Source organism: Actinoplanes sp. KI2 (assembly GCF_025630775.1).
Taxonomy (GTDB): domain Bacteria; phylum Actinomycetota; class Actinomycetes; order Mycobacteriales; family Micromonosporaceae; genus Actinoplanes.
Genome location: NZ_JAOSZE010000012.1, coordinates 60,777 through 85,521, shown reverse-complemented (window position 1 = coordinate 85,521; position 24,745 = coordinate 60,777). Strand labels below are relative to the sequence as shown.

General features: G+C 72.2%; 23 protein-coding genes. 11 read left to right on the top strand and 12 right to left on the bottom strand.

Annotation, left to right across the window (positions count from 1 at the left end; genetic code table 11):
* The first annotated feature begins 158 nt into the window (after positions 1 to 158).
* Genes ODJ79_RS14585 through ODJ79_RS14565 form a run of 5 tightly spaced genes read left to right on the top strand, consistent with a single transcriptional unit; the run spans position 159 to position 3,296 of the window.
* Positions 159 to 665 (top strand): cupredoxin family copper-binding protein, encoded by a 507-nt coding sequence (locus tag ODJ79_RS14585; protein ID WP_263023966.1) that lies wholly within the window; start codon positions 159 to 161, stop codon positions 663 to 665.
* The gene (locus ODJ79_RS14580; protein ID WP_263023965.1) at positions 662 to 1,612 is read left to right on the top strand and encodes a metallophosphoesterase family protein; all 951 of its coding nucleotides are present in this window, start codon (positions 662 to 664) and stop codon (positions 1,610 to 1,612) included. The genes ODJ79_RS14585 and ODJ79_RS14580 overlap by 4 nt, the downstream gene beginning before the upstream one ends.
* Positions 1,609 to 2,019, top strand: a complete 411-nt coding sequence (locus ODJ79_RS14575; RefSeq protein ID WP_263023964.1) for a hypothetical protein — start codon at positions 1,609 to 1,611, stop codon at positions 2,017 to 2,019. The genes ODJ79_RS14580 and ODJ79_RS14575 overlap by 4 nt, the downstream gene beginning before the upstream one ends.
* A gap of 36 nt (positions 2,020 to 2,055) precedes the next feature.
* Positions 2,056 to 2,604 carry an RNA polymerase sigma factor gene (locus tag ODJ79_RS14570; RefSeq protein ID WP_263023963.1) on the top strand — a complete coding sequence of 183 codons (549 nt, stop codon included), beginning with the start codon at positions 2,056 to 2,058 and terminating at the stop codon, positions 2,602 to 2,604.
* Positions 2,601 to 3,296: a ubiquinol-cytochrome c reductase iron-sulfur subunit gene (locus ODJ79_RS14565; protein ID WP_263023962.1), complete on the top strand. Its 696-nt coding sequence runs from the start codon at positions 2,601 to 2,603 to the stop codon at positions 3,294 to 3,296. The genes ODJ79_RS14570 and ODJ79_RS14565 overlap by 4 nt, the downstream gene beginning before the upstream one ends.
* Before the next feature lie 54 nt (positions 3,297 to 3,350).
* On the opposite strand, the gene ODJ79_RS14560 is transcribed toward ODJ79_RS14565, so the two are convergent.
* From ODJ79_RS14560 to ODJ79_RS14550, 3 genes are all read right to left on the bottom strand, one after another.
* The gene (locus tag ODJ79_RS14560) at positions 3,351 to 6,158 is read right to left on the bottom strand and encodes a M36 family metallopeptidase (RefSeq protein ID WP_263023961.1); all 2,808 of its coding nucleotides are present in this window, start codon (positions 6,156 to 6,158) and stop codon (positions 3,351 to 3,353) included.
* A 41-nt stretch (positions 6,159 to 6,199) separates the two neighbouring features.
* A complete protein-coding gene (locus ODJ79_RS14555) occupies positions 6,200 to 6,787 on the bottom strand; it encodes a DoxX family membrane protein (RefSeq protein ID WP_263023960.1) in 588 nt (195 codons plus the stop codon).
* A 105-nt stretch (positions 6,788 to 6,892) separates the two neighbouring features.
* Entirely contained in the window at positions 6,893 to 7,879 is a 987-nt protein-coding gene (locus tag ODJ79_RS14550; protein ID WP_263023959.1) for an Acg family FMN-binding oxidoreductase, read from the bottom strand.
* 172 nt (positions 7,880 to 8,051) lie between these two features.
* Here ODJ79_RS14550 and ODJ79_RS14545 point away from each other — a divergent pair, with 172 nt between their 5' ends.
* The gene (locus ODJ79_RS14545) at positions 8,052 to 8,792 is read left to right on the top strand and encodes a hypothetical protein (RefSeq protein ID WP_263023958.1); all 741 of its coding nucleotides are present in this window, start codon (positions 8,052 to 8,054) and stop codon (positions 8,790 to 8,792) included.
* Positions 8,789 to 10,510 (top strand): hypothetical protein, encoded by a 1,722-nt coding sequence (locus tag ODJ79_RS14540; RefSeq protein ID WP_263023957.1) that lies wholly within the window; start codon positions 8,789 to 8,791, stop codon positions 10,508 to 10,510. Before ODJ79_RS14545 ends, ODJ79_RS14540 begins: the two co-directional genes overlap by 4 nt.
* A 9-nt stretch (positions 10,511 to 10,519) precedes the next feature.
* Here the strand turns inward: ODJ79_RS14540 and ODJ79_RS14535 are convergent, their stop codons facing one another.
* Together ODJ79_RS14535 and ODJ79_RS14530 are read right to left on the bottom strand one after the other, a co-directional pair.
* Positions 10,520 to 10,930 carry a rhodanese-like domain-containing protein gene (locus ODJ79_RS14535; protein WP_263023956.1) on the bottom strand — a complete coding sequence of 137 codons (411 nt, stop codon included), beginning with the start codon at positions 10,928 to 10,930 and terminating at the stop codon, positions 10,520 to 10,522.
* Between the two features lie 52 nt (positions 10,931 to 10,982).
* Positions 10,983 to 11,417 carry a MarR family winged helix-turn-helix transcriptional regulator gene (locus ODJ79_RS14530; RefSeq protein WP_263023955.1) on the bottom strand — a complete coding sequence of 145 codons (435 nt, stop codon included), beginning with the start codon at positions 11,415 to 11,417 and terminating at the stop codon, positions 10,983 to 10,985.
* Positions 11,418 to 11,485: 68 nt separating this feature from the next.
* Here ODJ79_RS14530 and ODJ79_RS14525 point away from each other — a divergent pair, with 68 nt between their 5' ends.
* Positions 11,486 to 11,908: a hypothetical protein gene (locus tag ODJ79_RS14525; protein WP_263023954.1), complete on the top strand. Its 423-nt coding sequence runs from the start codon at positions 11,486 to 11,488 to the stop codon at positions 11,906 to 11,908.
* Positions 11,905 to 13,437, top strand: a complete 1,533-nt coding sequence (locus ODJ79_RS14520; RefSeq protein ID WP_263023953.1) for a multicopper oxidase family protein — start codon at positions 11,905 to 11,907, stop codon at positions 13,435 to 13,437. Before ODJ79_RS14525 ends, ODJ79_RS14520 begins: the two co-directional genes overlap by 4 nt.
* A 3-nt stretch (positions 13,438 to 13,440) precedes the next feature.
* On the opposite strand, the gene ODJ79_RS14515 is transcribed toward ODJ79_RS14520, so the two are convergent.
* A complete protein-coding gene (locus ODJ79_RS14515) occupies positions 13,441 to 14,250 on the bottom strand; it encodes an SAM-dependent methyltransferase (protein ID WP_263023952.1) in 810 nt (269 codons plus the stop codon).
* Positions 14,251 to 14,447: 197 nt separating this feature from the next.
* Here ODJ79_RS14515 and ODJ79_RS14510 point away from each other — a divergent pair, with 197 nt between their 5' ends.
* Positions 14,448 to 15,278 carry a helix-turn-helix domain-containing protein gene (locus ODJ79_RS14510; RefSeq protein WP_263023951.1) on the top strand — a complete coding sequence of 277 codons (831 nt, stop codon included), beginning with the start codon at positions 14,448 to 14,450 and terminating at the stop codon, positions 15,276 to 15,278.
* Positions 15,279 to 15,331: 53 nt separating this feature from the next.
* Here ODJ79_RS14510 and ODJ79_RS14505 read toward each other — a convergent pair whose 3' ends face one another.
* The 4 genes from ODJ79_RS14505 to ODJ79_RS14490 are packed head-to-tail and all read right to left on the bottom strand — an operon-like array spanning position 15,332 to position 20,259.
* Positions 15,332 to 16,360, bottom strand: a complete 1,029-nt coding sequence (locus ODJ79_RS14505) for a hypothetical protein (RefSeq protein ID WP_263023950.1) — start codon at positions 16,358 to 16,360, stop codon at positions 15,332 to 15,334.
* 22 nt (positions 16,361 to 16,382) lie between these two features.
* A complete protein-coding gene (locus tag ODJ79_RS14500) occupies positions 16,383 to 18,491 on the bottom strand; it encodes a (Fe-S)-binding protein (protein ID WP_263023949.1) in 2,109 nt (702 codons plus the stop codon).
* Positions 18,492 to 18,493: 2 nt separating this feature from the next.
* Entirely contained in the window at positions 18,494 to 19,450 is a 957-nt protein-coding gene (locus tag ODJ79_RS14495) for an electron transfer flavoprotein subunit alpha/FixB family protein (protein ID WP_263023948.1), read from the bottom strand.
* Between the two features lie 23 nt (positions 19,451 to 19,473).
* On the bottom strand, positions 19,474 to 20,259 hold the full coding sequence (locus tag ODJ79_RS14490) for an electron transfer flavoprotein subunit beta/FixA family protein (RefSeq protein ID WP_263023947.1): 786 nt from the start codon (positions 20,257 to 20,259) through the stop codon (positions 19,474 to 19,476).
* A 145-nt stretch (positions 20,260 to 20,404) separates the two neighbouring features.
* On the opposite strand from ODJ79_RS14490, the gene ODJ79_RS14485 reads away from it, so the two are divergent.
* Positions 20,405 to 21,379: an Acg family FMN-binding oxidoreductase gene (locus ODJ79_RS14485; protein WP_263023946.1), complete on the top strand. Its 975-nt coding sequence runs from the start codon at positions 20,405 to 20,407 to the stop codon at positions 21,377 to 21,379.
* Positions 21,380 to 21,707: 328 nt separating this feature from the next.
* Here the strand turns inward: ODJ79_RS14485 and pflA are convergent, their stop codons facing one another.
* Both pflA and pflB read right to left on the bottom strand, forming a co-directional pair.
* Positions 21,708 to 22,442: a pyruvate formate-lyase-activating protein gene (pflA, locus tag ODJ79_RS14480; protein ID WP_263023945.1), complete on the bottom strand. Its 735-nt coding sequence runs from the start codon at positions 22,440 to 22,442 to the stop codon at positions 21,708 to 21,710.
* Positions 22,439 to 24,679, bottom strand: a complete 2,241-nt coding sequence (gene pflB, locus ODJ79_RS14475) for a formate C-acetyltransferase (RefSeq protein ID WP_263023944.1) — start codon at positions 24,677 to 24,679, stop codon at positions 22,439 to 22,441. The genes pflA and pflB overlap by 4 nt, the downstream gene beginning before the upstream one ends.
* Positions 24,680 to 24,745: the final 66 nt, after the last annotated feature.

Here is a 24,745-nt window from a genome sequence, read left to right as displayed (position 1 = left end):
TGACTGCCTTGCGCATTCCTACCTCCCGGAAAGGCACGTTCGACCTGTCGCGAGGACATACGCACCGGGGTTACCCGGGGCCGGCGGAAAATTGTCGGTGTAACCCCCGCTCGTATTCCTGTTCGGACGCGAAAAATCCGTCAGGAGGAGCTTCAATCATGCGACCGCGCATCAATACCAATGCTCGCAGAATGCGTAGCGGCGCCGTTTCCCTCGCGCTCATCGGCTCTTTCGGGCTGGTTGCGGCGTGCGGTGGTACCGGTGGAAACAAGGCGGACGCCGGGCTGAGGGCCTCACCGGGCGGCAGCCTGCCGGGTATGCCGGGTGGTTCCGGCCCGCCACCGTCGATGGCGGGTATGCCCATGCCGTCGCCATCCGCGGCGACCGCCGGCGCCGCGGCGCCGGTCGCCGGTGACCGTGTCGCCATCAAGAACTTCGCCTTCGCGCCGGCCGTGCTGACCGTGCCGGTCGGAACCACGGTGACCTGGACCAATCAGGACTCCGACGCGCACACGGTGACCAGCAGCGGGTCCGGCGGACCACTCAACTCCAAGGCCCTGGGCACCAATGACACCTTCAGTCACACCTTCACCAAGGCGGGCACCTTCACCTACCTGTGCTCGATTCACCCGTTCATGACGGCCACCGTGACGGTGACCCGATGAACGGGGGCAGCCACGAACACGGCGCCGACGGCGCGGGCATGACCCGGCGGCAGTTGATCCGCCATGCCGGATGGTTCGGCGGCGCGGTGGTGCTCAGCGTGGCCGCCGGCGAGGTGATCAGCCACGTCGCCCACGATCATGACGCCACCGCCACCGCCGACCCCGGCGCGCTGCGGTTCGTCCAGGTCTCCGACAGCCACATCGGGTTCACCGGGCCCGCCAACACCGATGTCACCGCCTCGTTCGGCCACGCGGTGGACCGGATCAACTCGTTGGGGTTCCGGCCCGACTTCGTCATGCACACCGGGGATCTGACCCACCTGTCGACCCCCGCGCAGTTCGACCAGGTCAAGCAGATGCTGTCCACGGTCCGGGCGGAGCGGGTCTTCGTGGTGCCGGGCGAACACGATTCCGTTGGCGACGGCGGCCGGGCCTACCTGCGTACGTTCGGCGCCAACACGGCCGGCGACGGGTGGTACAGCTTCGACACCCACGGCGTGCACTTCCTGGCCCTGGTCAACACGCTGAGCCTGGAGAAGTTGGGGCATCTGGGAACCGAACAGATCGATTTCGTACGCCGGGATCTGGCCGCGGTGAAGCCGGACACCCCGGTCGTGGTGTTCAGCCACATCCCGCTGTTCGCCATGTATCCGCAGTGGGGCTGGAGCACCGACGACGCGCTGCAAGTGATCAACATGTTGCGCCGCTTCTCCTCGGTGACCTGCCTCAACGGACATGTCCACCAGTTGTTCACCAAGACCGAGGGCAACATCACCTTTCACTCCGCCACCACGACGGCCTATCCGTTGCCCGCGCCGGGCCGCGCTCCCGCGCCTACCCCGCAGGTCCTCCCGGCCCGGCAGCTCGAGGACGCCCTGGGCATCCGCACCGTGACCTATCGGGAAGGGGACCAGGCCCTGGCGGTGAAGGAGGAACGACTCACATGAGCACGGCAAGGCTGGTGATCCGGCTCGTCGTGGTGGCCACGGTCGCCGTGAGCGGTTACGTGCACGCTGAGCTTTACGTCGACGGCTACCGTTTCGTGCCCCACGTCGGACCGATGTTTCTCCTGCAGGCAGCGGTGTCGTTCGCGCTGGCCACGCTGCTGCTGCTCGGCGGACCGCTGCTGGTGCAACTGGCGGCGGCCGGCACCGCGCTCGGCGCCCTGGGCGGCTTCGTGCTCTCCCGCACGGTGGGGATCTGGGGGTTCACCGAGCGGGGGTTCCAGCCGCACCCGCAAGCATTGGTCAGCGTGCTGTCGGAGCTTGCGACACTGGGACTGCTCACCGCGCTCTGGATTCAGGCGCTGCGACATCGGGCGGCCGGCGGTGCGGCTAGGTCCGGTCCGGTGTAACCCGCGTGCGTATCTCACCGCAGGAGGTGAATGCCGATGGCGGTTGCGGATCCGCAGCCCCCGGAGCCACGCGTTCTGCGGCTGGTGGGCGCTGAGACGTACCCGAGCTGGGAAGAGGTCTACCGGGACAACGCGGAGCGGGTCTACCGGCTGATGTTCAGCCGCGTCGGCAACCGGCCGGACGCCGAGGACCTGACGACCGAGGTGTTCCTCGCCGCGATGCCGCGGCTGCGTCCCGACGCCTCGATCGGCGAGGTACGGGCGTACCTGCGGGCCACCGCGCGGACGACGCTCGCCGAGCACTGGCGTCGCACGCTGGGCCGCCAGGTAACCTCGATCGACCCGGACGCCATCGCCGACGAGTACGCCGCGCCGCCCGGCCGGCCGGAAGCCGAGGGCCAGGTACGGCGGCTGCTCGCGGCGCTCCCCGAGCGATACCGGAAAATCCTGGAGCTGAGGTTCCTGCAGGCCGCGTCGATCCGCGAGGCGGCCGCGAACCTCGGCGTCAGTATCACCCACGCCAAGGTTCTGCAATATCGAGCACTGCGAGCGGCGGCGAAACTCATCGACGCGGAAGGGCGGTGAACAGGGTGCGCCGGATCTCCGCCTACATCGACCGGTTGCTGCGCCAGCGCCGGCCGGGCCGCTTCGTGCCCACCGACGACGAGGCGGACGCGCTGCGCGCGGCGATCGCGCTGCGAGCCGCCGAGCCGGAGGGGGCCATGCCGCGCCCCGAGTTCCTGGCCGACCTGCGGGCCAAGGTGGCCACCGAAATGGCGCGGGCCGGCGAAGCCGAGCCCGAGGTCGGCCGTCCACCGACCGGCCGGCGCCGCCAACTTCTCGCGGGCACCGCCGCCGCGGCCGGCGCCGCCGTCGTCGCCGTCGTGGTCGACCGCACGGTGGCGGCGCCCACGACGGCCGAGCCGTCGCCCACCCTGTCACCGAATGACGGCGCCTGGCACACGGTCATGGCGAGCGAGGACCTTGCCGAGGGCGATGCGCGCACCTTCGACACCGGCGCGGTGACCGGCTACCTCCACCGCGTCGACGGCGTGGTCAGCGCCCGCTCGGGCATCTGCACCCACCAGGCCTGCCGGCTGCTGCTCAACCTTCCCGAGCGTCGGCTGGACTGCCCCTGCCACCGCACGTTCTTCGCGCTCGACGGCGAGGTGATCCATTATCAGCTGAAGACCAAGCCGGGCCGCCTGCCGGAGATCCGGGCCCGCGAACAGAGCGGGCAGATCCAGGTCTTCGTCCCCCGGACCACGGCGGACTGAGGCGGTGCACTGCTGGCCCCGCCGGGGTGACATCCCCGGCGGGGCTCGTTCCGGTCAGGCCGGAGCGCCGTACGCTCCGATCTCGACGGTGTCGACGAACGCGCAGCCGGTGGACTGGCTCGGGCAGTGGCCGCCCTCGTCGGCGACCTGGGTGCCGAGCATCGTGTAGCGGAGGAACTTCACGGCGGACGTGCCGGCCGACAGGCTCACCGGGTTCATCCGGTTGCGGTCGGCCGTCCCGAAGTGGCCGGTGGCCGCCACCGTCCAGGCGGCGCCGTCCGGTGAGGTCTCCAGCCGGTAGTCGCCGGTGGAGGAGCTCGGGTCGTCGCCGCAGTTGCCGGTCGGGTTGATCTCGATGGAGGCCAGGTTGACCGCGGCCGGCAGCGCGATGGTGACCGAGCGGGGCTCGATCGCCGTCCCGGTCGTGACGACCGCGTCGGAGCTCCAGCCGGTGCCCTGCGACATGTCGATCGCCTGGCCGGGGCCGCAGCCGAAGCCGCTGTTGTCCTCGCCGTCGAAGGCGGTGACCGAGGCGCCGCCCTGGGCCGCGGCCCAGTCGCGGCGGACCGACCAGTCGACCGTGCCCGGGGCGGCGACCACGGTGACCGTCTTGATCTGACTTTCGAACCCGGCCCCGCCGGCGGCGACCTTCTGATACGTACCCAGGAAAATGTTCTTGATCTGGTAGTGGCCGTTGTGGTCGGTGACCGCGGCGTAGGAGCCGGCGAACCCGGAGGCGTGGCCGCCGAAGGTGACCGCGACGCCCGCGGCCGGCTGTCCGGTGCTGCGGTCGGTGACCGTGCCCGCGATCGAGCTCCTCGGCGAGTGCGGCGCGGGCGGCATCGAGAAGTCCTCGACCGGCGCGGTGTCCGAGCCGTCCACGGCCGCGGCGAAGAAGCCCATGCCGCGGTGCGCGAAGACGGTCCAGATGGCCGTACGGTGCCGGCCGCCGGCCACCACCTGGTCGGCCATCAGGATCGCGTTGCGCATGTCCAGGAAGGACGGGTCGGCCGGGGACAGCTCCATCGCCCGGGTGGCGAGGGACTCGGTCAGCCGGTAGCCGAGCGCGGTGCGCAGGTCCCAGAGCGTCTCCGCCCAGATCTCGCCGTCCGCGTGCACCTCCGGGCCGCGGCGGGAGATCTTCCCGTAGTCACCGTACGTGTACCCGCCCGGTCCCGCGTTCGGCCGGCCGGGGCAGACCGCCGCCGGGGCGCCGACCGGGCAGTCGAGCGGCTGGGTGCGGATGGTGTTCGCGCCGGCCGTCGAGTACTCGAAGATCACCAGCTCGCCGGGTTTGGCGGTGTCCTTCTCCAGCCCGACGCTCTGCAGGTAGTCGTAGGCGTACCAGTCGCTCCACGCCTCGCCCATCGCGCCCGACTGCGGCCCGTTGAGCGTCGACACCCCGGCCGCGTCCACGACGAGACGGTTGGACAGGCCGTGGGTGTACTCGTGGTAGACCGAGGACGCCTCGTTGCCGACGTCGGACGGCACGTACGGGTCGTCCGCCGCCGGCGTGTTCGCGGCCGGCTGCAGGTACATCTGCATCGTGGGCGAGGTGCCGTCCGGCGGCGTCGCCATGTTCGCGTTGTCGACGTGGTTCTCGTCCGGGAAGCCGTTGTCGGTGTTCGCCCCATCAAGATCATTCACCTGTACGGGGTCGCCGTCGCGCGTCTCGAAGTTGCCCGCGGCCCGGGTGAAGCCGATCGGCGCGGCCAGCAGGTGGTCGTGGAACACCGAGGTGAAGTAGAGCAGCTGTGCGGCGTCCATCGCCCGGTTGTCCTGCCAGGAGAACGCCTTGAACGGGTCCCAGGTGCACTGGTACTGGGCCGAGCAGAGCTCGCCGGTGAACGTCTTCAGCGGGTAGGTGAAGTGTCCCGGGGAGCTCTGGCCGACCTCCTCGCCCGGGTTGGCGACGTTGTCGTCGTTCAGGTCGGAGAACACGTGCGACGAGTTGCCGGTGAGGTTCTTCGCGTACGGGGTGACCCACTTCGACAGCGAGACGCGCCGCTGCTTGCCGCCGGCCGGGGCGCCCGGGTAGTTGTCCCAGACCAGCGCGTCGGGCCCGGCGTCGTGGGCGGTGAGGCTCTGCCGGTAGAGGACACGCCCGGTCTGCGCGTCGACCACGTGCAGGTAACCGGCCTGCATGGTGAGCGTCCGATAGCCCAGCCGCAGGCCGCCCGCGGTCGGGAAGGCGACCAGCTGGGCCTTGTCGCCGGCGGTCGGGCGGGTCTCCCGGGCGTCCCGGCGGGCCGTGTCGAGCGCCTGGCTGCCGGACAATCTGGCCCCGGCCAGCGACGCGGGCAGCTGCCGCACCGGCGAGCCGGTCATCTGGACCAGCGCGCCGTTTTTCGCCACGTCGGCCCGGATGCCGTTGCCGAAGACCGGCACGTCGCCGACCCGCTGCAGGAAGCTCAGGTGGTGGGTGCCGGCGATGTCCAGGTAGTCGCGGCTCAGGTGCAGCGTCGCCGGGTCCACGCCGAACAGGTCGGCGTGCGCCTTGAGGTAGTCCTTGGCGACCCGTACGGCGGGCTTGCGGGACGGCCCGGTGAGGAAGCCGTCCAGCCGGGCCACCTGGCGGGGCGTGCCGGTGACCGGGTCGATGTCGACGATGCCCTGATCACCCAGCTGGGCGCGGAGGGTCTGGACCGAGGGCCGGGCGGAGAGCGCGGCCGCCCGGGTGGCGAGCGCGCCGGCGAGCGCGGGATCGTGCCGCGCGTCGTAGTTTCCGGGGGCGGCGGTGGCCGCCGTCGAGGGCGCCGGACCGGGGGCCGCCGTCGCGGGGGCGCTCCCGGCCACGGCCGGCGTGATGCCGATGGCCAGTGCCACGCCCCCGGCGAGGGTACGTCTGAGGTTCTTTCTCATCCGGCCAGACTGGCAAACCGATCGACCGGTTTCAACATCGATCAGATCAGCCAGCGGTTCTTCTGCACGATCGGCAGCGAGGCCCACCACCGGCCCAGGCCCCAGGTGTGCCCGGCATAGGTGAGCGCCAGGACCACCCCGGTGACCGCGTAGATGAAGTGGTAGTCGGTGATCGGGTTGGACGAGCCGCTCGGCTTGCCGTCCGCTGTGGTCTTGTCGAGCGGGAACTCGGCCAGCCACATCAGGGCCATCAGCACGACCAGGGCGACGGCGGCGACCCGCAGGCCGATGCCGAGGACGAGGGCCAGGCCGATGCCGAGCAGGCCCAGCATGAACAGCCAGTCGGCCCAGGGTTTGCCGGCGATGTCGTGGAAGAAGGTCTGCAGGCCGCTGGGGCCGACGTCGACGTTGGACAGGAAGCCCTTGGTGGGGGAGCCGCCGTTGATCCAGGCCTTGGCGGACGGGGTCGAGTACCCGAGGCCGAAGCACTTGTCGAGGAATGACCACAGGAATACGAAACCGGTGGAGATGCGCAGGACCGCTAGCGCCTTCGCGGCGGCCGCGCTCAGTGGGGTGCCGGGCGCCCGGACGTTCTCGAGGTGGTGAGCGTCCCGGCCGGTGGTCGTCATGGTGTCCTCCCATCGATGTCCTTGGCTATGAGTGAACGCCAAGGGCCTTGACGGGGGTCAGGGCCGAAAGTCCCCTCTGCCCGACCGACTTCGATCAGATGAGGATCAGATGAGGACGTCGGCGACCTCGCGCCGCCGGGTCGGGTGGCCGGGGGTGCCGTAGCCGAAGCGGATCAGGATCTGCGGGCTGCCGGATCGGCCGAGCGAGCGGCGGAGTTGCTCGCGCGCCGCGGGCACCTCGATCGGCTGGCTGATCATCGAGGTGTCCAGGCCGGCCGCGGTGGCCGTGAGCAGGACCTTCTGCATGGCCTGGCCGGCCCGGATCTGGTCGGCCGGCCGGTCGCCGGTCACCCCGAGCACGCCGACCAGCGGCTCCGGTTCGTAGTCCCGGCCGGGCACCCGCCGACGGTCGGTGAACAGCCGCTGGGGAAGGAGGTCCTGCGGCTCGGGCAGCGGCGCGCCGGCCTGCGCGGGAACGCCGTCGGGGGCCTGGTCGGCGTGCGTCCAGGTGGCGAGCTCGGCCTGGTAGCGGGCGTCGCGGCGGAGCACCCGGTCGGCGCTGTAGGCGATCTCGCTGACCGCGGCGAGGGCGGTGGCGCCGACCAGCAGGTCGAGCCAGGCGACCTCGTCGCGGGCCGCCGCGAGCAGTGCCCGGCGGACCTCCGCCGGGACCGGGGCAGGCCAGAACGGGCCGCGGTTGCTGTACCGGCGGGCGACGGCGTCGTACAGCTCCGCCTCGGCGTACGTCGGCGGCCGCGGCTCGGCCGGGGTCAGCCGGGCGACCAGGTCGCGGTCGGCCGGGTCGGGGTGTGCGTCGACGACGGGCGGGTGGCCGGCCGCGGCGAGCGCCAGCCGGGCGTTGTAGAGGGCGGCCCCGCAGGCGAGTCGGGCGGCCCAGCCGGACCGGCCGGTGCCGAACTGCCGGCGCGGGTCGATGCGGATCTCGACGGCGCCGTCGCGCAGGCCGAACAGCCACGGCTGGCTGTTGTGCAGCGAGGGCGCGCGGATGCCCGCCTCGGCGGCGTGGCGCAGGTCGGACTCGTCGTACGCGACGACGGCGACGCCGGTCGCGCTGATGGTCGGGCGATTCATGGCGGGCACCTCCTGCACACCACGGTCCCTCCGACGGCGCGGCCGGGTCAGGGTCAAAGGTCCCGCGTGCCCTGGCGACCGGCCTGGGAGTACGCCGGAACTTCGACGGTTACCCGATGTGACGCGGGACCTCACGCCTATCGGGTGTCAGCATCTTCTGAAGGAGGAAGCGATGCCCAGCGCACGTGAGATGACCACCCCGGTCGCGATCCACCACGAGCTGATCCAGGGCCGGTACGCCGGCCTCGGCGAGTACACCGTCTCGTTCGAGCGGTTCCCGCGGGACGTCGACCCCGCGCCCTACTTCGCCGGGCTGCCCGGCGACCGGTGCAGCTGCCCGCACTGGGGCGTGGTGACCGCCGGGCAGATCACCTTCCGGTGGGTGGACCGCGAGGAGACGTACGCCGAGGGCGACGCTTACCACGCCCCGCCCGGCCACCTCCCACTGATCACCGCCGGTACCAGCGTGATCGAGTTCAGCCCGGCCGAGGAGCTGGCGAAGGTCCAGCGGGTGGTCGACGCGCACATGACCGCCGACCGGTTCGTGCGCTGGCTGGAAACGGGTGCGGAGCCCGGGGACTTGTTCGCCCCGGACGTGTTCGGCGACCTGACGCTGCCGCAGTGGCGGGTGCAGGCCGGCACCGCCACCGACCTGATGGCGCTGCGCACCCAGGGCCACCCGTGGCCGGGGACGGTCACCGTGGAGCGGCTCGATCTCACCGCGCGCGGCTGGGTGATGCAGATGACCGAGCGCTGGACCGACGACAACGGCGCGGACTGGTACTGCCGGGAGATGTTCCGCGCCGACGTCGAGAACGGCTCGATCACCGACATCGCCATCTCCTGCACCGGCGACTGGGACGAGGCGACCGTCCGCAAGCACGCGGCGGAAGTGGAGCTGCTGCGCCCATGAGCGACGACGTGCGGCGACTCCTCGACCGGGCCGACGGGCACCGTGCGGCCGGTCGCGGCGCCGACGCCGGCCCGCTGTACGCCGAGGCGACCGACCTCGCGCTCGCCGCGGGCGACCTGCCGGCGGCGATCCGGGCGGTGCTCGCGCTGGCCCGGGGACAGCGGTTCGACGTGCAGCCGGGCCTGATCCCGGCCCGGCTGCACGACGTCTACGTGCGGGCCACCGAGCCGGCCGACCGGGCCCGGCTCGCCGCCGCCCTGGCCCGGGTCTGGGCGTACGCGAGCCGGCCGCACCGGGCCGCGCCGTTCGCCACGACCGCCCTGGAGCTGGCCCGCGCGGAGGGCGACCCGGTGCTGCTGGCCGACTGCCTCGACGCGACCCTGACCGCGCACTGGGGGCCGGACGACCTGGACCGGCGCCGCGGCTGGGCGCAGGAGCTGGACGACGTGGTGGCCCACCTGCGCGACCCGCAGGCCCGGCTGCAGGCGTACCTGTGGGCGCTCACGGTGGCGTGGGAGCTGCTCGACCTGCCCCGCATCCATCGCCACCTGCGCGCGCTGGAGGAGCTGGGCGCCGCGGACGCCGAGGCGCGGTTCTTCGCGGCGCCCCGCCGGCTCGCCGCCGACCTGCTGCTCGGCCGGCTGGACACCGCGCCCCTCCTGCGCGAGATCGCCGAGGAGGCGGCCGGGCAGGCGTTCGTCGCGGACGTCGAGGGGATCGGGCACTTGATGACCGCCTACCCGGCGATGCTGCGCGGCGACCGGGCGACCTGCGCCGCCGAGGCCGCCGTCTACCAGGAGTGGGCGACGACCGAGGGCGCGCCGACGGTGCTCGCCGAGGCCGGCCTGCTCTGGGCGGCGGCCGGGCGTACGGACCGGGCCGCCGCGGTGGCCGGTCAGTTCGGCGGTGACACCCTGGCCGGGCTGCCGGCCGACGGGGACTGGCTGCTCACGGTCCAGTGCGTGCTGGAGGCCGCGCTGGCCGGGGGAGTGCGGGAGGTGGTCGCGGCGGCGGTGGAGCTGCTCACCCCGTACGAGAACCGTGCCGTGATCAACGCGGGGGCGGTGATGTTCCACGGCACCACCGACGACACCCTGTCCCGCGGCAACGCGCTGCTCGGCAACGCGACGGCCGCGGCCCGCCAGCGGGAGCGGGCGCTGGCCACCTACCGCCGGATCGGGGCGGTCTGGTGGCGCGAGCGGCTGGAAGCGGCGGCCCCGGGCGGCGACGCGGGCCGGATGCGGTTGCGGCGCGCCGAGGGCGGGCTGTGGAGCGTCGGGCCGGACGCGGCGCCGGTGACCGTGCCCGGGATGCGCGGGCTGGAGTACCTGCACTGCCTGCTGTCCCGGCCGGACACCGAGATCCCGGCGCTCGACCTGGCCGGCCCGCAGACGGTGCGGCAGGGCGGGCTGGGTCCGGACGCCGACGCCCGGGCGCTGGCCGAGTACCGGCGGCGGTTGGCCACCGCGCCGCCGGCCGAGCGGGCGGCGATCGAGGCGCACCTGCGCTCGGTGACCGGGCTGGGCGGCCGGGCCCGGGAGAGCGGGTCGAGCGCCGAACGGGCGCGGGTCGCCGTGCGCAAGGCGATCGTGGCGGCGCTGGGGCGGGTCGCCGAGGCGCAGCCCGAGCTGGGTCGCCACCTGTACGAGCGGGTCAGCACCGGCGCCACGTGCCGCTACCGGCCCGATCCGGCGAATCCGATCACCTGGCTGCTCTGACGGCCCCGCTCACTCTCGTACGTCCGCCGGGCCCTGGGTGGTCGGCAGGCCCGCCGCGAGCCATGCCTCGACGCCGCCGGCCAGATCGGTGGCCCGGTGCAGGCCGAGCGCGCGCAGACTGGCCGCGGCGAGGCTGGAGCTGTAGCCCTGCCGGCAGGCGACGACGATGTGCAGGTCGTGGCCGGTGGCCTCGGCGATGCGGCTGTCCGACAGCGGGTCCAGTCGCCATTCCAGGACGGTGCGGTCGATCACGATCGCCCCGGGCAGCTCGCCCTGGCGGGCCCGCTGCCGGTCGGTGCGGGTGTCGATCAGGAGGGCGCCGGCCGCCACCGCCGCCACCGTCTCGTCCGGGTCCAGGCGGTCCATGCCCTCGCGGGCGCGCTCCAGCGCCGCGTCCACTCCGCCGAGAGTCGTCGTCATCCCGCGATCATGCCCGACCCGCCGGCGGGGAAACGGGGATGCTCGCCCGTTCTCAGTCCGGCAGGCTGCGGAGGAAGGCGGCGAGCAGGTCGCGCAGGGCGGTGCGGTCGGTGTCGGACAGGCCGGCGAACAACTCGCCGGCCACCCGGTCGGCGGTCGCGCGGGCGGCGGCCAGCCGCTGCCGGCCCTCGTCGGTGAGCGCGACCGCGCGGGCCCGCCGGTCGCCGGGTACCGCCTGGCGCACGGCCAGGCCCAGCGCCTCCAGCTCGTCGACCGAGCGCATCATCGTCGACTTGTCGCCGTCCAGCTCGGCGACCAGCCGGGCCTGGGTGCACGGTCCGAGCCGGCCGAGCGTGTTCAGCACGCCGAACAGGCGGCCGTCGATGCCCAGCGGCGCGAGCTCCCCGCCGAACCGGCGGGTCGCCCGCTTGTGCGCGCCCGCCAGCAGCTGACCGATCTCGACGCCGACCGCGTTGCTCCCTGCCATGACCCCACTCTACTCAGCAGAGAAGTTCTCGCTTGAGATATTCTCGTCTGAGAGGATATGGTCGGCGGGTGCATCAGTGGATCCGCTGGCCGCTGCGACTCACCTCGTCGCTGGCCGCCCTGCTCCTTTTCGACCAGGCCGTGTTCGCCGGCCAGTTCCTCGCCGGCGCCTTTCCGGCGTTGCAGACCCACCGGGACAACGCGACCTACGCCGGCGTCGCGGTGCTGACCGCCGCGGCCGCCGCGGCCCTGATCCGGTGGCCCGGCCGCGGCCCGATCTGGCCGACGCTGGCCTTTCTCGGGCTGTTCGGGCTGATCGCGGCGCAGATCGCGCTCGGCTTCGCCCGGGTGCTAGCGCTGCACATCCCGCTCGGCGTGCTGATCATCCTGACCGGCGGTCTGCTGGCGGCGTGGTCGTGGCGCTACCGCCCGGCGGTGGTCGCGGTCGCGCCCCGGCCCACCGGCACGGCGTCGGTGGGGGAGCGGTCGTGAGCCTGAGCCGGCGGCGCCTGCTGGGTGGTCTCTCCGCGGCCGGTGCGGCCGCGGTGGTGGGGGTTCCCCTGCTTTCCGGGGTACGCGGCGCCAGCTCGACCGGTGAGCTGCTGCCCAGCCGGATCGCGCTGCCCAGGCCGTTCACGCTGCCGTTCCGGGTGCCGCCGGTGCTGGCCCCGGTGCGCTCCGACGCGAGCGGCGACCATTACCGGGTCACGCAGCGAGCCGCACTGGTCGAGATCCTGCCCGGCGTGCGTACCCAGATCTGGGGTTATGAAGGTCTGTTCCCGGGGCCGACGATCCGGTCGGTGCGCGGCCGGCGCACGGTCGTGACCCACCGCAACGAGCTGCCGGTGCCGGTCGTGGTGCACCTGCACGGCGGGCACACGCCGGCCGGGCAGGACGGTTTCCCGACCGACCTGCTCTACCCGGTCGGCCGGCCCGGCGAGCACGCGCACATGGACGGGGCGATGACGCACGGCAGCCGTGACTACGTGTATCCGATGACCCAGCCGGCCGCCACGCTCTGGTATCACGACCACCGGATGGACTTCACCGGTCCGGCGGTGTGGCGGGGGCTTGCCGGGTTTCACCTGGTCAGCGACCCGGCCGAGGACGCGCTCGGGCTGCCCTCCGGCGACCGGGACCTGCCGATCATGATCGCCGACCGGTCGTTCGACGCGGACGGGTCGCTGCGCTACCCCAGCCTCGACCCGACGCTGACACACACGCCGGGCGTGCACGACCCGTACGGGTCGGGGGTGCTCGGCGACGTGATCCTGGTCAACGGCGTGCCGTGGCCGGTCGCCGACGTGCGCGCGGCCCGGCACCGGCTGCGCCTGCTGAACGCGTCCAACGCCCGCCGGTACCGCCTGACCCTGGACCCGCCGGGCGCGCTGGTGCAGATCGGCGCCGACGGCGGTCTGCTGGAGAGCCCGATCGTGCACGACGCGGTGGAGATCGCCCCGGCGCAGCGGTTCGACGTGGTGGTCGACTTCGGCCGCTACCGCCCGGGCGACGTGGTGACCCTGCGGAACGCGTACGGCGATCGCACCACGACGCCGGTCATGCGGTTCCGGATCGGCCCGGCCGGCCCGGACACCAGCCGGGTGCCCGACCGGCTGGCACCGTCACCGGCGCCCGCCGCGCCCGTCACGGTGACCCGTGACCTGCGGTTCCGGCACGGCAAGGTGCACGGGATGCCGGGCTGGACGATCAACGGGCAGGCGTTCGACCCGGCCGTGGCCGCCGCCGATCCCCGGCTGGGTGACACCGAGATCTGGCGGCTCAGCTCGGACTTCCACCATCCGATCCACCTGCATCTGGCGTCGTTCCGGGTGCTGTCGCGGGGGATCGGCGGGCCGGGCGCCTACGACCACGGCCCGAAGGACACGGTGGATCTGCGACCGGCCGAGCAGGCGAGCATCCTGGTGCGCTTCACCGACCACCCCGGACGGTACGTCTTCCACTGCCACAACCTCGAGCACGAGGACATGGGGATGATGGGCGTCGTCACCGTCCGCCCTTGACGATCACGGCTTGCGGCCGACCGCCCCGAACTCGTCGACCTCGCGCAGGTCGTCGCCCGCCGCGTCGGGGCTGGGTCGCCACTTGTTGCACGGCACCAGGCCGGGCTCGAGGACCTCGAGGCCCTCCAGGAAGCGGGCCAGTTCCTCGGGCCGGCGCAGGTGGTAGGAGAGCGGAGCGTTCGCGTTCCAGACCCCGATCGCCTCCTCGAAGGCCGGGCCGTCGAGCACGTTCGTGCCGTCGGCGGTGACCAGGTAGGAGCCGGACGGCAGCGCGGCCAGCAGCTGGCGCACGATGCTGACCGCCTCGTCGAGGTTGGGCACGTGGCCGAGGATGTTCATCAGGATCAGGCCGGTCGGCTGGGACAGGTCCAGCGTGGTGCGCCCGGCCGCCTTGATGATGTCGGCCGGCTCGTGCAGGTCGGCGTCGATGTACTCGGTGGCGCCCTCGGGCGTGCCGGTGAGCAGGGCCCGGGCGTGCACCAGCACGAGCGGGTCGTTGTCCACGTACACGATGCGGGCGTCGGGGGCGACGGCCTGGGCGACCTGGTGGGTGTTCTCGGCGGTGGGCATGCCGGTGCCGATGTCCAGGAACTGGCGGATGCCGGCCTCCTGGGCCAGGTAGGTGATCGACCGCTTGAGGAACGCGCGGGACGAGCGCGCCACCACGGTGATGTCCGGGTAGAAGCCGGAGAACTGGTCACCGACCTGGCGGTCCACCTCGAAGTTGTCCTTGCCGCCGAGCCAGTAGTTCCAGACCCGGGCGGAGTGCGGGATGCTGGTGTCGAGCTTGGCGCTGGCCTCGTTGTCGGTCATGGTGGCCCTCCCGCTGGGGAAATGTCCTTACGGCTACGTTCCTATCAGCCTGTTCGTCGGTATGCTAGCTCGCGAAGATCACGCTGTTCCAATGTGGACGACCGGGGCAAACGGATGGATTTTTCATCCGGCGGGCGACTTTCGGCAGGCGGACTTTAGTGAACCAAATAACGGGCGGCGGCTCGACCGTGCGCCGCATGCAACTCGGCGCGCGCCTGCGTGCCCTGCGCCGGGCGGCGGGGCTGACCCGTGAAGAGGCTGGTCATCCGATCCGGGCCTCGGAATCCAAGATCAGCCGGATGGAGCTGGGCCGGGTCGGGTTCAAGGAACGCGACGTCGCCGACCTGCTGACCCTGTACGGCGTACACGATCCGGACGAGCGGCGGCGGCTGCTGGCCTTCGTGACCGAGGCCAACTCCCCGAGCTGGTGGCACGAGTACGGCGATGTGCTGGACACCTGGCTGCAGACCTATCTCGACTTCGAGCAGGGCGCCGAGCTGATCCGGACGTACGAGATCCAGTTCGTCCCGGGTCTGCTGCAGACCGAGGCGTACGCCCGGGCGGTGATCAGCCTCGGCTACGACCCGAGCAACCGCGACGAGATCGAGCGGCGCGCCCGCCTGCGGATGGAGCGCAAGCAGCTGCTGCTGCGGCCGGACGCGCCGAAGCTGTGGGCCGTGCTCGACGAGGCGGTCCTGCGCCGCCCGATCGGGGGAGTCGAGGTGATGCGCGGGCAGGTCGCCGCCCTGCTCGAGCTGACCGATCTGCCGGGCGTGCAGCTGCAGGTCATCCCGTTTGCCGCCGGCGGGCACGCGGCGTCGGGCGGCGCCTTCAGCGTGCTGCGCTTCCCGTACCAGGAACTGTCCGACGTGGTGTACATCGAGCACATGACCGGCGGCCTGTACCTGGACCGGAGCGAGGAGGTCGACCGGTACACGGCGGCGATCGGCCGGCTGTTCATCGAGGCGGCACCGCTCAGCGAGACCCCGGCGATCCTGCGCGGCGCACTGAAAGACCTCGGCGGCTGAGCGGCGCGGCATGCCCCGACAGTGCCGCATCGTGGCGACGAGCGAGCGCGTCGTCAGCTGAACATCTGCTCCTTGAGCAGATAGAGGCAGAGCACGACGCCGGTGACGGCGGCCAGCCCGACGAAGAAGCCGATCAGCATCAGCGCGACCTTGAACCGGCTCTCCGGGAACTCGCCGGACGCCGTCCCGGTGTCACCGTTGAGGTAAACGTGAAAGTCGCGCCCCCGATAGACGTACGTGCAGACCCAGACCGGAAGCAGCACCAACGCGACGTCCAGCCCGGAGTAATGCGGGTCCTTCCACAAGTCCCAGCTCGTGTACGAGGAGCTCAGCGCAATATCCCGGCTGCCCTCCCGCGCCTCCCGCACCCGGTCGAGCATGGTCGCTTTCGCGGTGTCGACGGCCGCGTCCGGTTCGACGTCGTACCGGACCGCTTCGTGGCCCTCGAGGAACTCGGGGGTCAGCGGCCGCGCCGACGCCAGTGACCACGGCGCCAACGCCGTCTGGTCGGCCGTCGGCACCACCGCACTGGCCGGGACCGTCACGTCGCTCTGCCGGACCCGGGTCCGGGCGGCGCTGCGCATCTCGGGCACCCGGTGCCAGCGCGGGTCCGGCGCCAGGGTGGCATCGAAAACCCAATGCGGCAGGTACGTGCTGCGCCACGACTCAAGCTCGGTGACCTGCTTCAACGCGTCCGGGGCGAGCGGCCGGTGACCGATCCAGCGGCGTACGTGGTCGAGCAGGCCGGCCCGGTCGACGGCGAACGGCAACACCCCGTCGGGCACGAACTGTTCGCGCGGGTTCGCCTCGGTCACCAGCGGCGTACCGCAGAACGGGCAGCGCCGGGCGAGATTCGTGGTCTCCGTCCGCGCCTCGCAGCCCGGGCAGGAGAACACGGTCGCCCCGGCGTACGCGACCCGCCGGCGCCGGCTGCGAATCAGCTGGTCGTAGGGATGCCGCCCGATCGCCGCCGCCGAACCGGCGATCGCGGTCTCGTGTCCGCAGTGCGGGCAGCGCAGGACCGCAGTGCCGGGTGCGAACTCGAGATCGGCGCCGCAACTCGGGCACGGGTAGCTGAGCACCGGGCGACAATAGCAACACGTCCTAGCCGGCCTCGGGGTCGCGGACCGACCGCAGCAGGACCCGCGACACGTCGATGACCTGCAGCTCGTCGGCGGCCTTGCCCTGCTGCTTACGGACGTTGGCGCCGTCGGTGAGCATGACGATGCAGTACGGGCAGGCCGCGGTGATCAGCTCGGCGCCGGTGGCGATCGCCTCGTCGGTGCGGGTCTCGTTGATCCGGGTGCCGATCGTCTCCTCCATCCACATCCGGGCGCCGCCCGCGCCGCAGCAGAACGACTTCTCGTGGCTGCGGGGCATCTCGGTGAGCCGGACGCCGGGCACGCCGGCCAGGATCTCCCGGGGCGGGGAGAAGACCCGGTTGTGCCGGCCCAGGTAGCAGGGGTCGTGGTAGGTGACCGCGGCCTCGACCGGGTGCACCGGCACCAGCTTCTGCTCGGCGACCAGCTGGGACAGCAGCTGGGTGTGGTGCAGGACCTCGTAGTCGCCGCCGAGCTGCCGGTACTCGTTGCCGAGCGCGTTGAAGCAGTGCGCGCAGGTGACCACGATCCGCTTGGCCCCGGCCGCGTTCAGCGTCTCCACGTTCTGCTTGCCCAGCTCCTGGAAGAGCAGCTCCTGGCCGAGCCGGCGGGCGGCGTCGCCGGTGCAGGTCTCCGCGCCGCCGAGGACCATGAACTGGACGCCGGCCTCGTTAAGCAGCTCGGCCACGGCGCGGGTGGTCTTCTTGGCGTTCTCGTCCAGCGAGCCGGCGCAGCCGACCCACAGCAGGTAGTCGACGTCGGCGGGGAGCTGCTGGCCCTCGTCGAGCACGCGTACCTCGAACGGCAGCCCGGCCATCCATTCCAGGCGGGCCTGCGCGCCGCGGCCCCACGGGTCACCGGCCCGCTCGAGGTTACGCAGCAGGGTGTGCGCCTCCTTGGGGAACTGCGACTCGATCAGGACCTGGTAGCGGCGCATGTCGACGATGTGGTCGACGTGCTCGATGTCGACCGGGCACTGCTCGACGCAGGCGCCGCAGGTCACGCACGACCACAGCACGTCCGGGTCGATCACGCCGCCCTCGCTGACCAGGCCGACCAGCGAGCGCTCGGCCTCGGCGAGCACATCCTTCGGAAGAGCGGAAGTATCGGGGCCGGCCAGCAGGTACGGCGCCTTGGCCGCGGCGTGGTCGCGCAGGCTCATGATCAGCAGTTTGGGGCTGAGCGGCTTCTCGGTGTTCCAGGCCGGGCACTGGGACTGGCAGCGGCCGCACTCCGTGCAGGTGCCGAAGTCGAGCAGGCCCTTCCAGGTGAAGTCCTCGATCGCCCCGCGGCCGATCTTGTCGTCCTCGCCGGGGTCCTCGAAGTCGACCTCCTTGCCGCCGGAGTAGACCGGCAGCAGCGCGCCCAGGGCTCGGGGGCGGCGGGAGAACGCGACGTTGATCGGGGCCAGGAAGATGTGCAGGTGCTTGGAGTACAGGACGAGCACCAGGAAGGCGAGCACGACACCGAGCGACAGCAGCAGGCCGACCGTCTCGAGGACATCGTTGGCCGTGGAGCCCAGTGGCGCCAGCACCTTGGCCACCGCCTCGGAGGCGAAGGCGCCATGGGCGTACGGGAAATTGCCGGTGTTGATCTGCGCCCCGCGATAGAGCAGCAGCGTCCACATCACGTTGAAGATCATGAACAGGACCAGCCAGGCCGGGCCCAGGTGCGAGCCGAAGAACCGGGACCGGCGGCCCTCCCGCTCGGGGCTCTGCCGCAGCCGGATCACGCTGAACACGGCCAGGCTGACCAGCACGGCCACGATGAACAGGTCCTCGAGGAAGCCGAGCCAGGTCATCGTGCCGATGATCGGGATGTGGAAGTCCCGGTCGAACAGGGCCCCGAACCCCTCGATGATCGTGGCGAAGAGGATGGTGAAGCCCCAGAACACCGCGAAGTGCGCGGCGCCGGGGACGCTCCACTTCAACAGCTTGCGCTGCCCGAGCACCTCGGTGGTCACGGCCAGGACGCGCTTGCCCACGCCGCTCGTGCGGCCGGGCTCCACCGCCTGCCCGGTACGCCCGATCCGGTACAGCTGGAACGCGCGGCGACCGGCCACCGCCAGCACGGCCAGCGTGATCGCCAGGCCCAGCACGAGTCGTACGACCACTCTCACTCCTCGGTGAAGATGACGGGTTGGGCCCGGCGACGCTCGATCTCGGCGAGCAGTTCCGGCACGACCTCGTGCACGTCGCCGACGGCGCCGAGATCGGACAGCTGGAAGATCGGGGCGTCCGGGTCGCGGTCGATGGCGACGATCGTCCCGGCGCCGTGCATGCCGCAGCGGTGCCGCAGCGAGCCGGAGATGCCCAGCGCCAGGTAGAGGCTGGGATGCACGATCGTGCCGACCTGGTCGACCTGCGCCTCGCGCGGGCACCAGCCCTGCTCGGCCGCGGCGTGCGAGCCGGCCGCCACCCCGTCGAGCGCGGCGGCGAGCCGGCGGACCAGCTCGAACCCCTGCTCGGACCCGACACCGCGACCGCCGGCGACGATCACGGCGGCGGTGGAGAGGTCGCGGGTCTGCGCGCGGCTGTGCACGGCCCGTACCCGGTCGGAGAAGGGCACCCGCAGCGCGCGGATCTCCGGTTCCACCGGCGCCGGGGCGAGCGTGACATGCTCGGTGCGGACCACGAGGATCGGGACGCCCCGCGCCACGCTGGACTCCACCAGGTACGCGCCGCCCTGCACCGACTGGGTGGCGATCGGGCCGTCCGGGCCGGCCGTCACGTCGATCACGTCGCTGAGGACGCCGGAGTCCAGCCGGACCGCCACCCGCCCGGCGATCTCGAGGCCGTCGCGGCCGGAGGCGATCACGATCGCGGCGGGCCGCCGCAGGCCGGCGAGCCGGACGAGCATCTCCACCCGGGCGGCCACCGGATGCTCGTCCACCTCGGGCGCGACCACCGAGTAGATCGTCGCCGCGCCGAACCGGCCCAGCAGGTCGATGCTCGGCCGATCGGCCGTGCCGCCGAGCACCGCGGCCGGCCTGCCGAGGCGCCGCGCGACGGTGAGCAGCGCAGCGGTGGCACGCGGCTTCCGCCGCCCGGCCAGCACCAGGACCTCCGCCACGCGCGCCTCCCGAACTCGCCGGTCTACAGGAACTGGCGCTCGGCCAGGAAGTCGGCCACCCGGATCGCCACGCTGGTCGAGTCGCCCGTGGCGAGCTCGCCGGGCCGGCCGCCGCGCCGCGGGGTGGTCGCCCGCACGACGCACGCCGAGCCGGCCAGTCCCACCTCGGCCGGTTCGATGCCGAGCGTGGCCAGGGTCCACACCGAGATCAGCTTGTCCCGGGCGTCCAACCGGGACACGTACCGCGGGTAGCGGGGCTCGCCGCACCGCTCGGTCACCGAGACCACCACCGGCGGCGCCGCGGCCAGCACCCGCCGGTCGCCGCCGCCGTCGTCCCGGTGGATCTCCACCCGGCGCTCGCGGGCCACCAGGCGGTCGGCGAAGCAGAGCGCGGGCACGCCGAGCCGCTCGGCGACCATGGCGGGCACGGCCGACATCCCCGAGTCGGCCGACGAGGAGCCGCACAGCACCAGGTCGAACCCGAGCCGGTCGACCGCGGCGGCGAGCACCCGGGAGGTGGCCAGCGCGTCCGAGCCGTGCAGCGCGTCGTCCCGGACGTGCACGGCCGTGTCGGCGCCGAGCACGAGCGCCGTGTGCAGGGCGCCGACCGCGGCCGGCGGACCCATCGTGACGGCGGTGATCTGCACGTCGCGGCGGCGTACGGCGATCTGCAGGCTTTGATCGACGGCGCACCAGTCGGCCGCGTTGAGCGCGGCGGGCCGGTCGTCGCGCACCAGGGTGTGGTCGGGGGCGAAGGACAGGCCGTCGTCCATGGACGGTACCTGCTTGACGAGCACCACGATCCGCACGGTGGACCTCCCTGGGCTGAACGCGAGTTTAGGACGATCGCCGTCGATCTGGCCAGAGTGACCAAGGGCCCGCCCGGAGAGGACCGATCGCCCTGTCCCGGCGGGCCGGCCGGGCCGAAGCTCGGAAGAGGAGGGGGCTGATCCCATGAACACGACAACCGTCCCGCCGTCCCGCCGGGTCCTGGCGGACTGCGTGCGCACCGCAACGGCCGCGCCGTCGCTGCACAACAGCCAGCCGTGGCGGTTCCGGCTGGATGGGCCGGTGGTGGACGTGTACGCCGATCCCGCGCGCCGCCTGGAAGTGATCGACCCGGCCGGGCGTGAGCAACTGATCAGCGTGGGTGCCGCCGTCCTGACTCTCCGCCTGGCGATCGAGCAGGCCGGGTACCGGTGCGAGACGACCCCGTTCCCGAGCCCGGCCGAGCCGGAGCTGGTGGCCCGGGTGGTGGCCGGGGCGCCCACCGCGGTCAGCGCGACGACCGAGGCGCTCGCCGCCGCCATCCCGCATCGGCACACCAACCGGTGGCCGTTCGCCCAGCTGCCGGTGCCGCCCGAGGCGCTGCGCCGCCTCGTCGACGCCGCGCGCCACGAGGGCGCGGTGCTCACGATCGCGACCCCGGCCGGGCGTGACCGGATCCTGGCGATGGCCGCCGAGGCCGGCCGCCGGCTGCAGGGTGGCCCCGGTTACCACGCCGAGCTCGACCGCTGGGCCGGGCAGGGCGTCCGGCACGACGGGGTGGCGCCCTGGGCGGTCGGGCCGTGGGACGCCCTCGAGGCGGTGCCGGTCCGCGACTTCGGCGAACTGTCCGAACTCCGGCCGGCCGAGCCGTTCGAGCCGTACCCGACCATCCTGGTGCTCGCCACCGCCGGCGACGCGCGGCCGGACTGGCTGCGGGCCGGACAGGCGCTGCAGCGGGTGCTGCTGACCGCGACCTGGCAGAACCTGGCCACCACGCCGATCAGCCAGCCGGTCGAGGTGCCCCAGGCGCGGCGCCTGCTCACCGACCCGGCGACCGGACTGTCCGCCCAGATGGTGCTGCGGGTCGGCTACGGCAAGGTGGCCGGCCGCTCGCCGCGGCGGCCGCTCTCCGAGGTGCTGCTGCCCGACCGCGCGCGGTAGACCCTACCGGGGTTCGGGCGTTGCGTGGCCGTCCGGCTGGACCCGATGGAGAGGCTCCAGCAGAGGTTCGCGCGGCGCCAGGTCGACGACCTCGCCAACCTGTTCGAAGGGCTGCATTCCGGGCGGGCCGAACATGAGGGCGAGGATCCGGATTGGCTGCTCGGGCTCACCCAGACCGCGATGAAGGGCATCGACGCGACCAGCCTCACGTCGTTCGGCCGGCACCACGGGTTCGTTGACGACGGCGACTTCTGGGCGAGCGATCTCGGCCTGCGATACCTGGATCAGAGTTGTGGGACCACAAGCCCTCGGCCGGCCTGCCCTCGGTTCAGTAGACGGTCAGGCCGTGGTCGCGGAACTGGTCGCGTACGCGCTCGATGGTCGCGGTCCCCGGTGGCGGCGTGTCGGCCAGCGGGAACGGCAGCCCGAGCGCCGCGTACTTCGGTGCGCCCAGCCGGTGGAACGGCAGCACCTCGACCCGCTCGACGGTGGGCACGTCCTCGGCGATCGCGGCCACCGCGTCGACGTTCGCGCGCTCGTCGGTGAGCCCGGGGACGAGCACGAACCGTACCCAGATCGGCATGCCTCGCTCCGCGAGCCGATGCGCGAAGCGGATGGTCGGGCTCAGCCGCCCGGTCCGGGTGACCTTGCGGTACGTGGCCGGGTCGCCCGACTTGATGTCCAGCAGCACGAGGTCGACGGCCGACAGCAGGTCGTCGTCCGCCCGGTCGCCGAGGAACCCGCTGGTGTCCAGCGCCGTGTGCAGTCCCATCTCGTGGCTACGGCGCAGCACCTCCCGGGTGAACGCGGGCTGCTGCAGCGGCTCGCCGCCGCTGAGCGTCACCCCGCCGTGGGCGACCTTGATGAACCGCTCGTACCGCCGGATCTCGCGCAGCAGCTCGTCAGCGGTGACCGGATGGCCGCTGCGCCGGTACCAGGTGTCGGGGGAGTGGCAGAACTGGCAGCGCAGCGGGCAGCCGGCCAGGAACGCGACGAAGCGCGTCCCCGGCCCGTCGACGCCGGTCGAGACGTCCCACGAGTGCAGGCTGCCGGTGGTGGTCACAGCGAGCCGTGGAACGTACGGGAGATGACGTCTTGCTGTTGCTCCCTGGTGAGCCGGACGAAGTTCACCGCATAGCCGGAGACCCGGATGGTGAGCTGCGGATACTTGTCGGGGTTGGCCATCGCGTCCTCGAGGGTCGCCCGGTTCAGCACGTTGACGTTGAGGTGGAAGCCGCCCGCGTCGGTGTAGCCGTCCAGGATCCCGGCGAGGTTCTCGACCCGCTCCTCGCGGGAGTGGCCGAGCCCGTCCGGGGTGACCGTGGTGGTGAGCGAGACGCCGTCGCGGGCCTGCCGGTACGGCAGCTTGGCCACCGACAGCGCCGCCGCGACCAGCCCGTGCCGGTCCCGGCCGTTCATCGGGTTGGCGCCGGGCGCGAACGGCTCGCCGGCTCGCCGGCCGTCGGGCGTGTTCCCGGTGTGCTTGCCGTACACGACGTTCGAGGTGATGGTCAAAATCGACAGGCTCGGCTCCGCCTTCCGGTACGTGGGCTGCCGCCTGATCTTGGCCATGAACCGCTCGACCAGGTCCACGGCGATCGTGTCGGCCCGGTCGTCGTTGTTGCCGAAGGCCGGGAACTCGCCGTCCACGGCGTAGTCGACGACCAGCCCGTCCTCGTTCCGCAACGCCTTGACCTGGGCATACTTGATGGCGGCGAGGCTGTCCACGGCGACCGAGAGGCCGGCGATGCCGGTGGCCATGAACCGGTGCACCGGGTAGTCGTGCAGGGCCATCTCGAGGCGCTCGTACGCGTACTTGTCGTGCATGTAGTGAATGACGTTGAGCGCGTCGACGTAGGTCTCGGCCAGCCAGTCGAGCGTCCGGTCGTAGGCGGCCAGGACCGTGTCGTAGTCGAGCACGTCGTCGGTCACCGCCGCGGACGCGGGGGCGACCTGATCGCCGGTGATCTCGTCGCGGCCGCCGTTGATCGCGTACAGCAGCGCCTTGGCCAGGTTCGCGCGGGCGCCGAAGAACTGCATGTCCTTGCCCACCCGCATCGCCGACACGCAGCAAGCGATCGCCGTGTCGTCACTATAAGCGGGCCGGATCAGCTCGTCGTTCTCGTACTGGATGGCGCTGGTGTCGATCGAGACCTGCGCGCAGAACCGCTTGAAGCCCTCGGGCAGCCGCGGCGACCACAGCACGGTGAGGTTGGGCTCCGGCGCCGCCCCGAGGTTGTAGAGAGTCTGCAGGTACCGGAAGCTGGTCCGGGTCACCAGCGGACGGCCGTCGCAGCCGATCCCGCCGATCGCCTCGGTCACCCAGGTCGGATCCCCGGAGAACAGCTCGTCGTACTCCGGCGTGCGCAGGAACCGGACGATCCGCAGCTTGATCACGAAGTCGTCGATCAGCTCCTGGGCCTGCTCCTCGGTGAGCGTGCCCTCCTCGATGTCGCGCTGCAGGAAAACATCGACAAAGCTTGACGTACGCCCGAGCGACATGGCCGCGCCGTTCTGCTCCTTGGCCGCGGCCAGGTAGGCGAAGTACAGCCACTGGATCGCCTCCCGGCCGGTGGTCGCCGGCGCGGAGATGTCGTACCCGTACCGGTCGGCCATGTACCGCAGGTCCTCCAGGGCCCGGATCTGCTCGGCCAGCTCCTCCCGGTCCCGGATCACGTCCTCGCTGGACAGGCTCCGGTCGAGCTCCGCCTTGCGCTCCGCCCGCTCGGCGATCAGCCGGTCCACGCCGTACAGCGCGACCCGCCGGTAGTCGCCGATGATCCGGCCGCGGCCGTAGGCGTCCGGCAACCCGGTGATCAGGTGCGAGCGGCGAGCCGCCTTCACGTCGGCCGGGTAGGCGTCGAACACCCCGTCGTTGTGCGTCTTGCGGTACTGCGAGTAGATCGTCCGCACGGTCGAGTCGAGGCTGTACCCGTACGCGGCGAGGCCGTTCTGCACCATCCGCAGGCCGCCGCTCGGCATGATCGCCCGGCGCAGCGGCGCACTGGTCTGCAGGCCGACGATCAGCTCGTGGTCCTTGTCGAGGTACCCGGGTGCGTGCGAGGTGATCGTCGACGGGGTGTGCGCGTCGACGTCGTAGATACCGCGGCGCCGCTCCTCCACGAACATCAGCTGCAGATGCCGCCAGATCCGCTCGGTCCGCGGCGTCGGCCCGGCGAGAAACTCCGGCCCGCCCTCGTACGGCCGGATGTTGTCATGGATGAACCGGCCGACGTCAATCGTGTCGCGCCATTCCTCGCCGTGGAATCCACGCCAGCCGTCCTGCGATGCGGTGCCCATGGGCCCTCCTTCGTCCATCTCCAGCCTTGCCGGATCGGCGTGGCGGATGCAGGGCCGAAGGTCCCG

Bases quoted from the DNA above. Each gene is read 5' to 3' on its own strand.
- ODJ79_RS14585 (WP_263023966.1), top strand. From the start codon at position 159: ATGCGACCGCGCATCAATACCAATGCTCGCAGAATGCGTAGCGGCGCC.
- ODJ79_RS14580 (WP_263023965.1), top strand. From the start codon at position 662: ATGAACGGGGGCAGCCACGAACACGGCGCCGACGGCGCGGGCATGACC.
- ODJ79_RS14575 (WP_263023964.1), top strand. From the start codon at position 1,609: ATGAGCACGGCAAGGCTGGTGATCCGGCTCGTCGTGGTGGCCACGGTC.
- ODJ79_RS14570 (WP_263023963.1), top strand. From the start codon at position 2,056: ATGGCGGTTGCGGATCCGCAGCCCCCGGAGCCACGCGTTCTGCGGCTG.
- ODJ79_RS14560 (WP_263023961.1), bottom strand. From the start codon at position 6,158: ATGAGAAAGAACCTCAGACGTACCCTCGCCGGGGGCGTGGCACTGGCC.
- ODJ79_RS14555 (WP_263023960.1), bottom strand. From the start codon at position 6,787: ATGACGACCACCGGCCGGGACGCTCACCACCTCGAGAACGTCCGGGCG.
- ODJ79_RS14550 (WP_263023959.1), bottom strand. From the start codon at position 7,879: ATGAATCGCCCGACCATCAGCGCGACCGGCGTCGCCGTCGTCGCGTAC.
- ODJ79_RS14545 (WP_263023958.1), top strand. From the start codon at position 8,052: ATGCCCAGCGCACGTGAGATGACCACCCCGGTCGCGATCCACCACGAG.
- ODJ79_RS14540 (WP_263023957.1), top strand. From the start codon at position 8,789: ATGAGCGACGACGTGCGGCGACTCCTCGACCGGGCCGACGGGCACCGT.
- ODJ79_RS14535 (WP_263023956.1), bottom strand. From the start codon at position 10,930: ATGACGACGACTCTCGGCGGAGTGGACGCGGCGCTGGAGCGCGCCCGC.
- ODJ79_RS14530 (WP_263023955.1), bottom strand. From the start codon at position 11,417: ATGGCAGGGAGCAACGCGGTCGGCGTCGAGATCGGTCAGCTGCTGGCG.
- ODJ79_RS14515 (WP_263023952.1), bottom strand. From the start codon at position 14,250: ATGACCGACAACGAGGCCAGCGCCAAGCTCGACACCAGCATCCCGCAC.
- ODJ79_RS14510 (WP_263023951.1), top strand. From the start codon at position 14,448: ATGCAACTCGGCGCGCGCCTGCGTGCCCTGCGCCGGGCGGCGGGGCTG.
- ODJ79_RS14485 (WP_263023946.1), top strand. From the start codon at position 20,405: ATGAACACGACAACCGTCCCGCCGTCCCGCCGGGTCCTGGCGGACTGC.
- pflB (WP_263023944.1), bottom strand. From the start codon at position 24,679: ATGGGCACCGCATCGCAGGACGGCTGGCGTGGATTCCACGGCGAGGAA.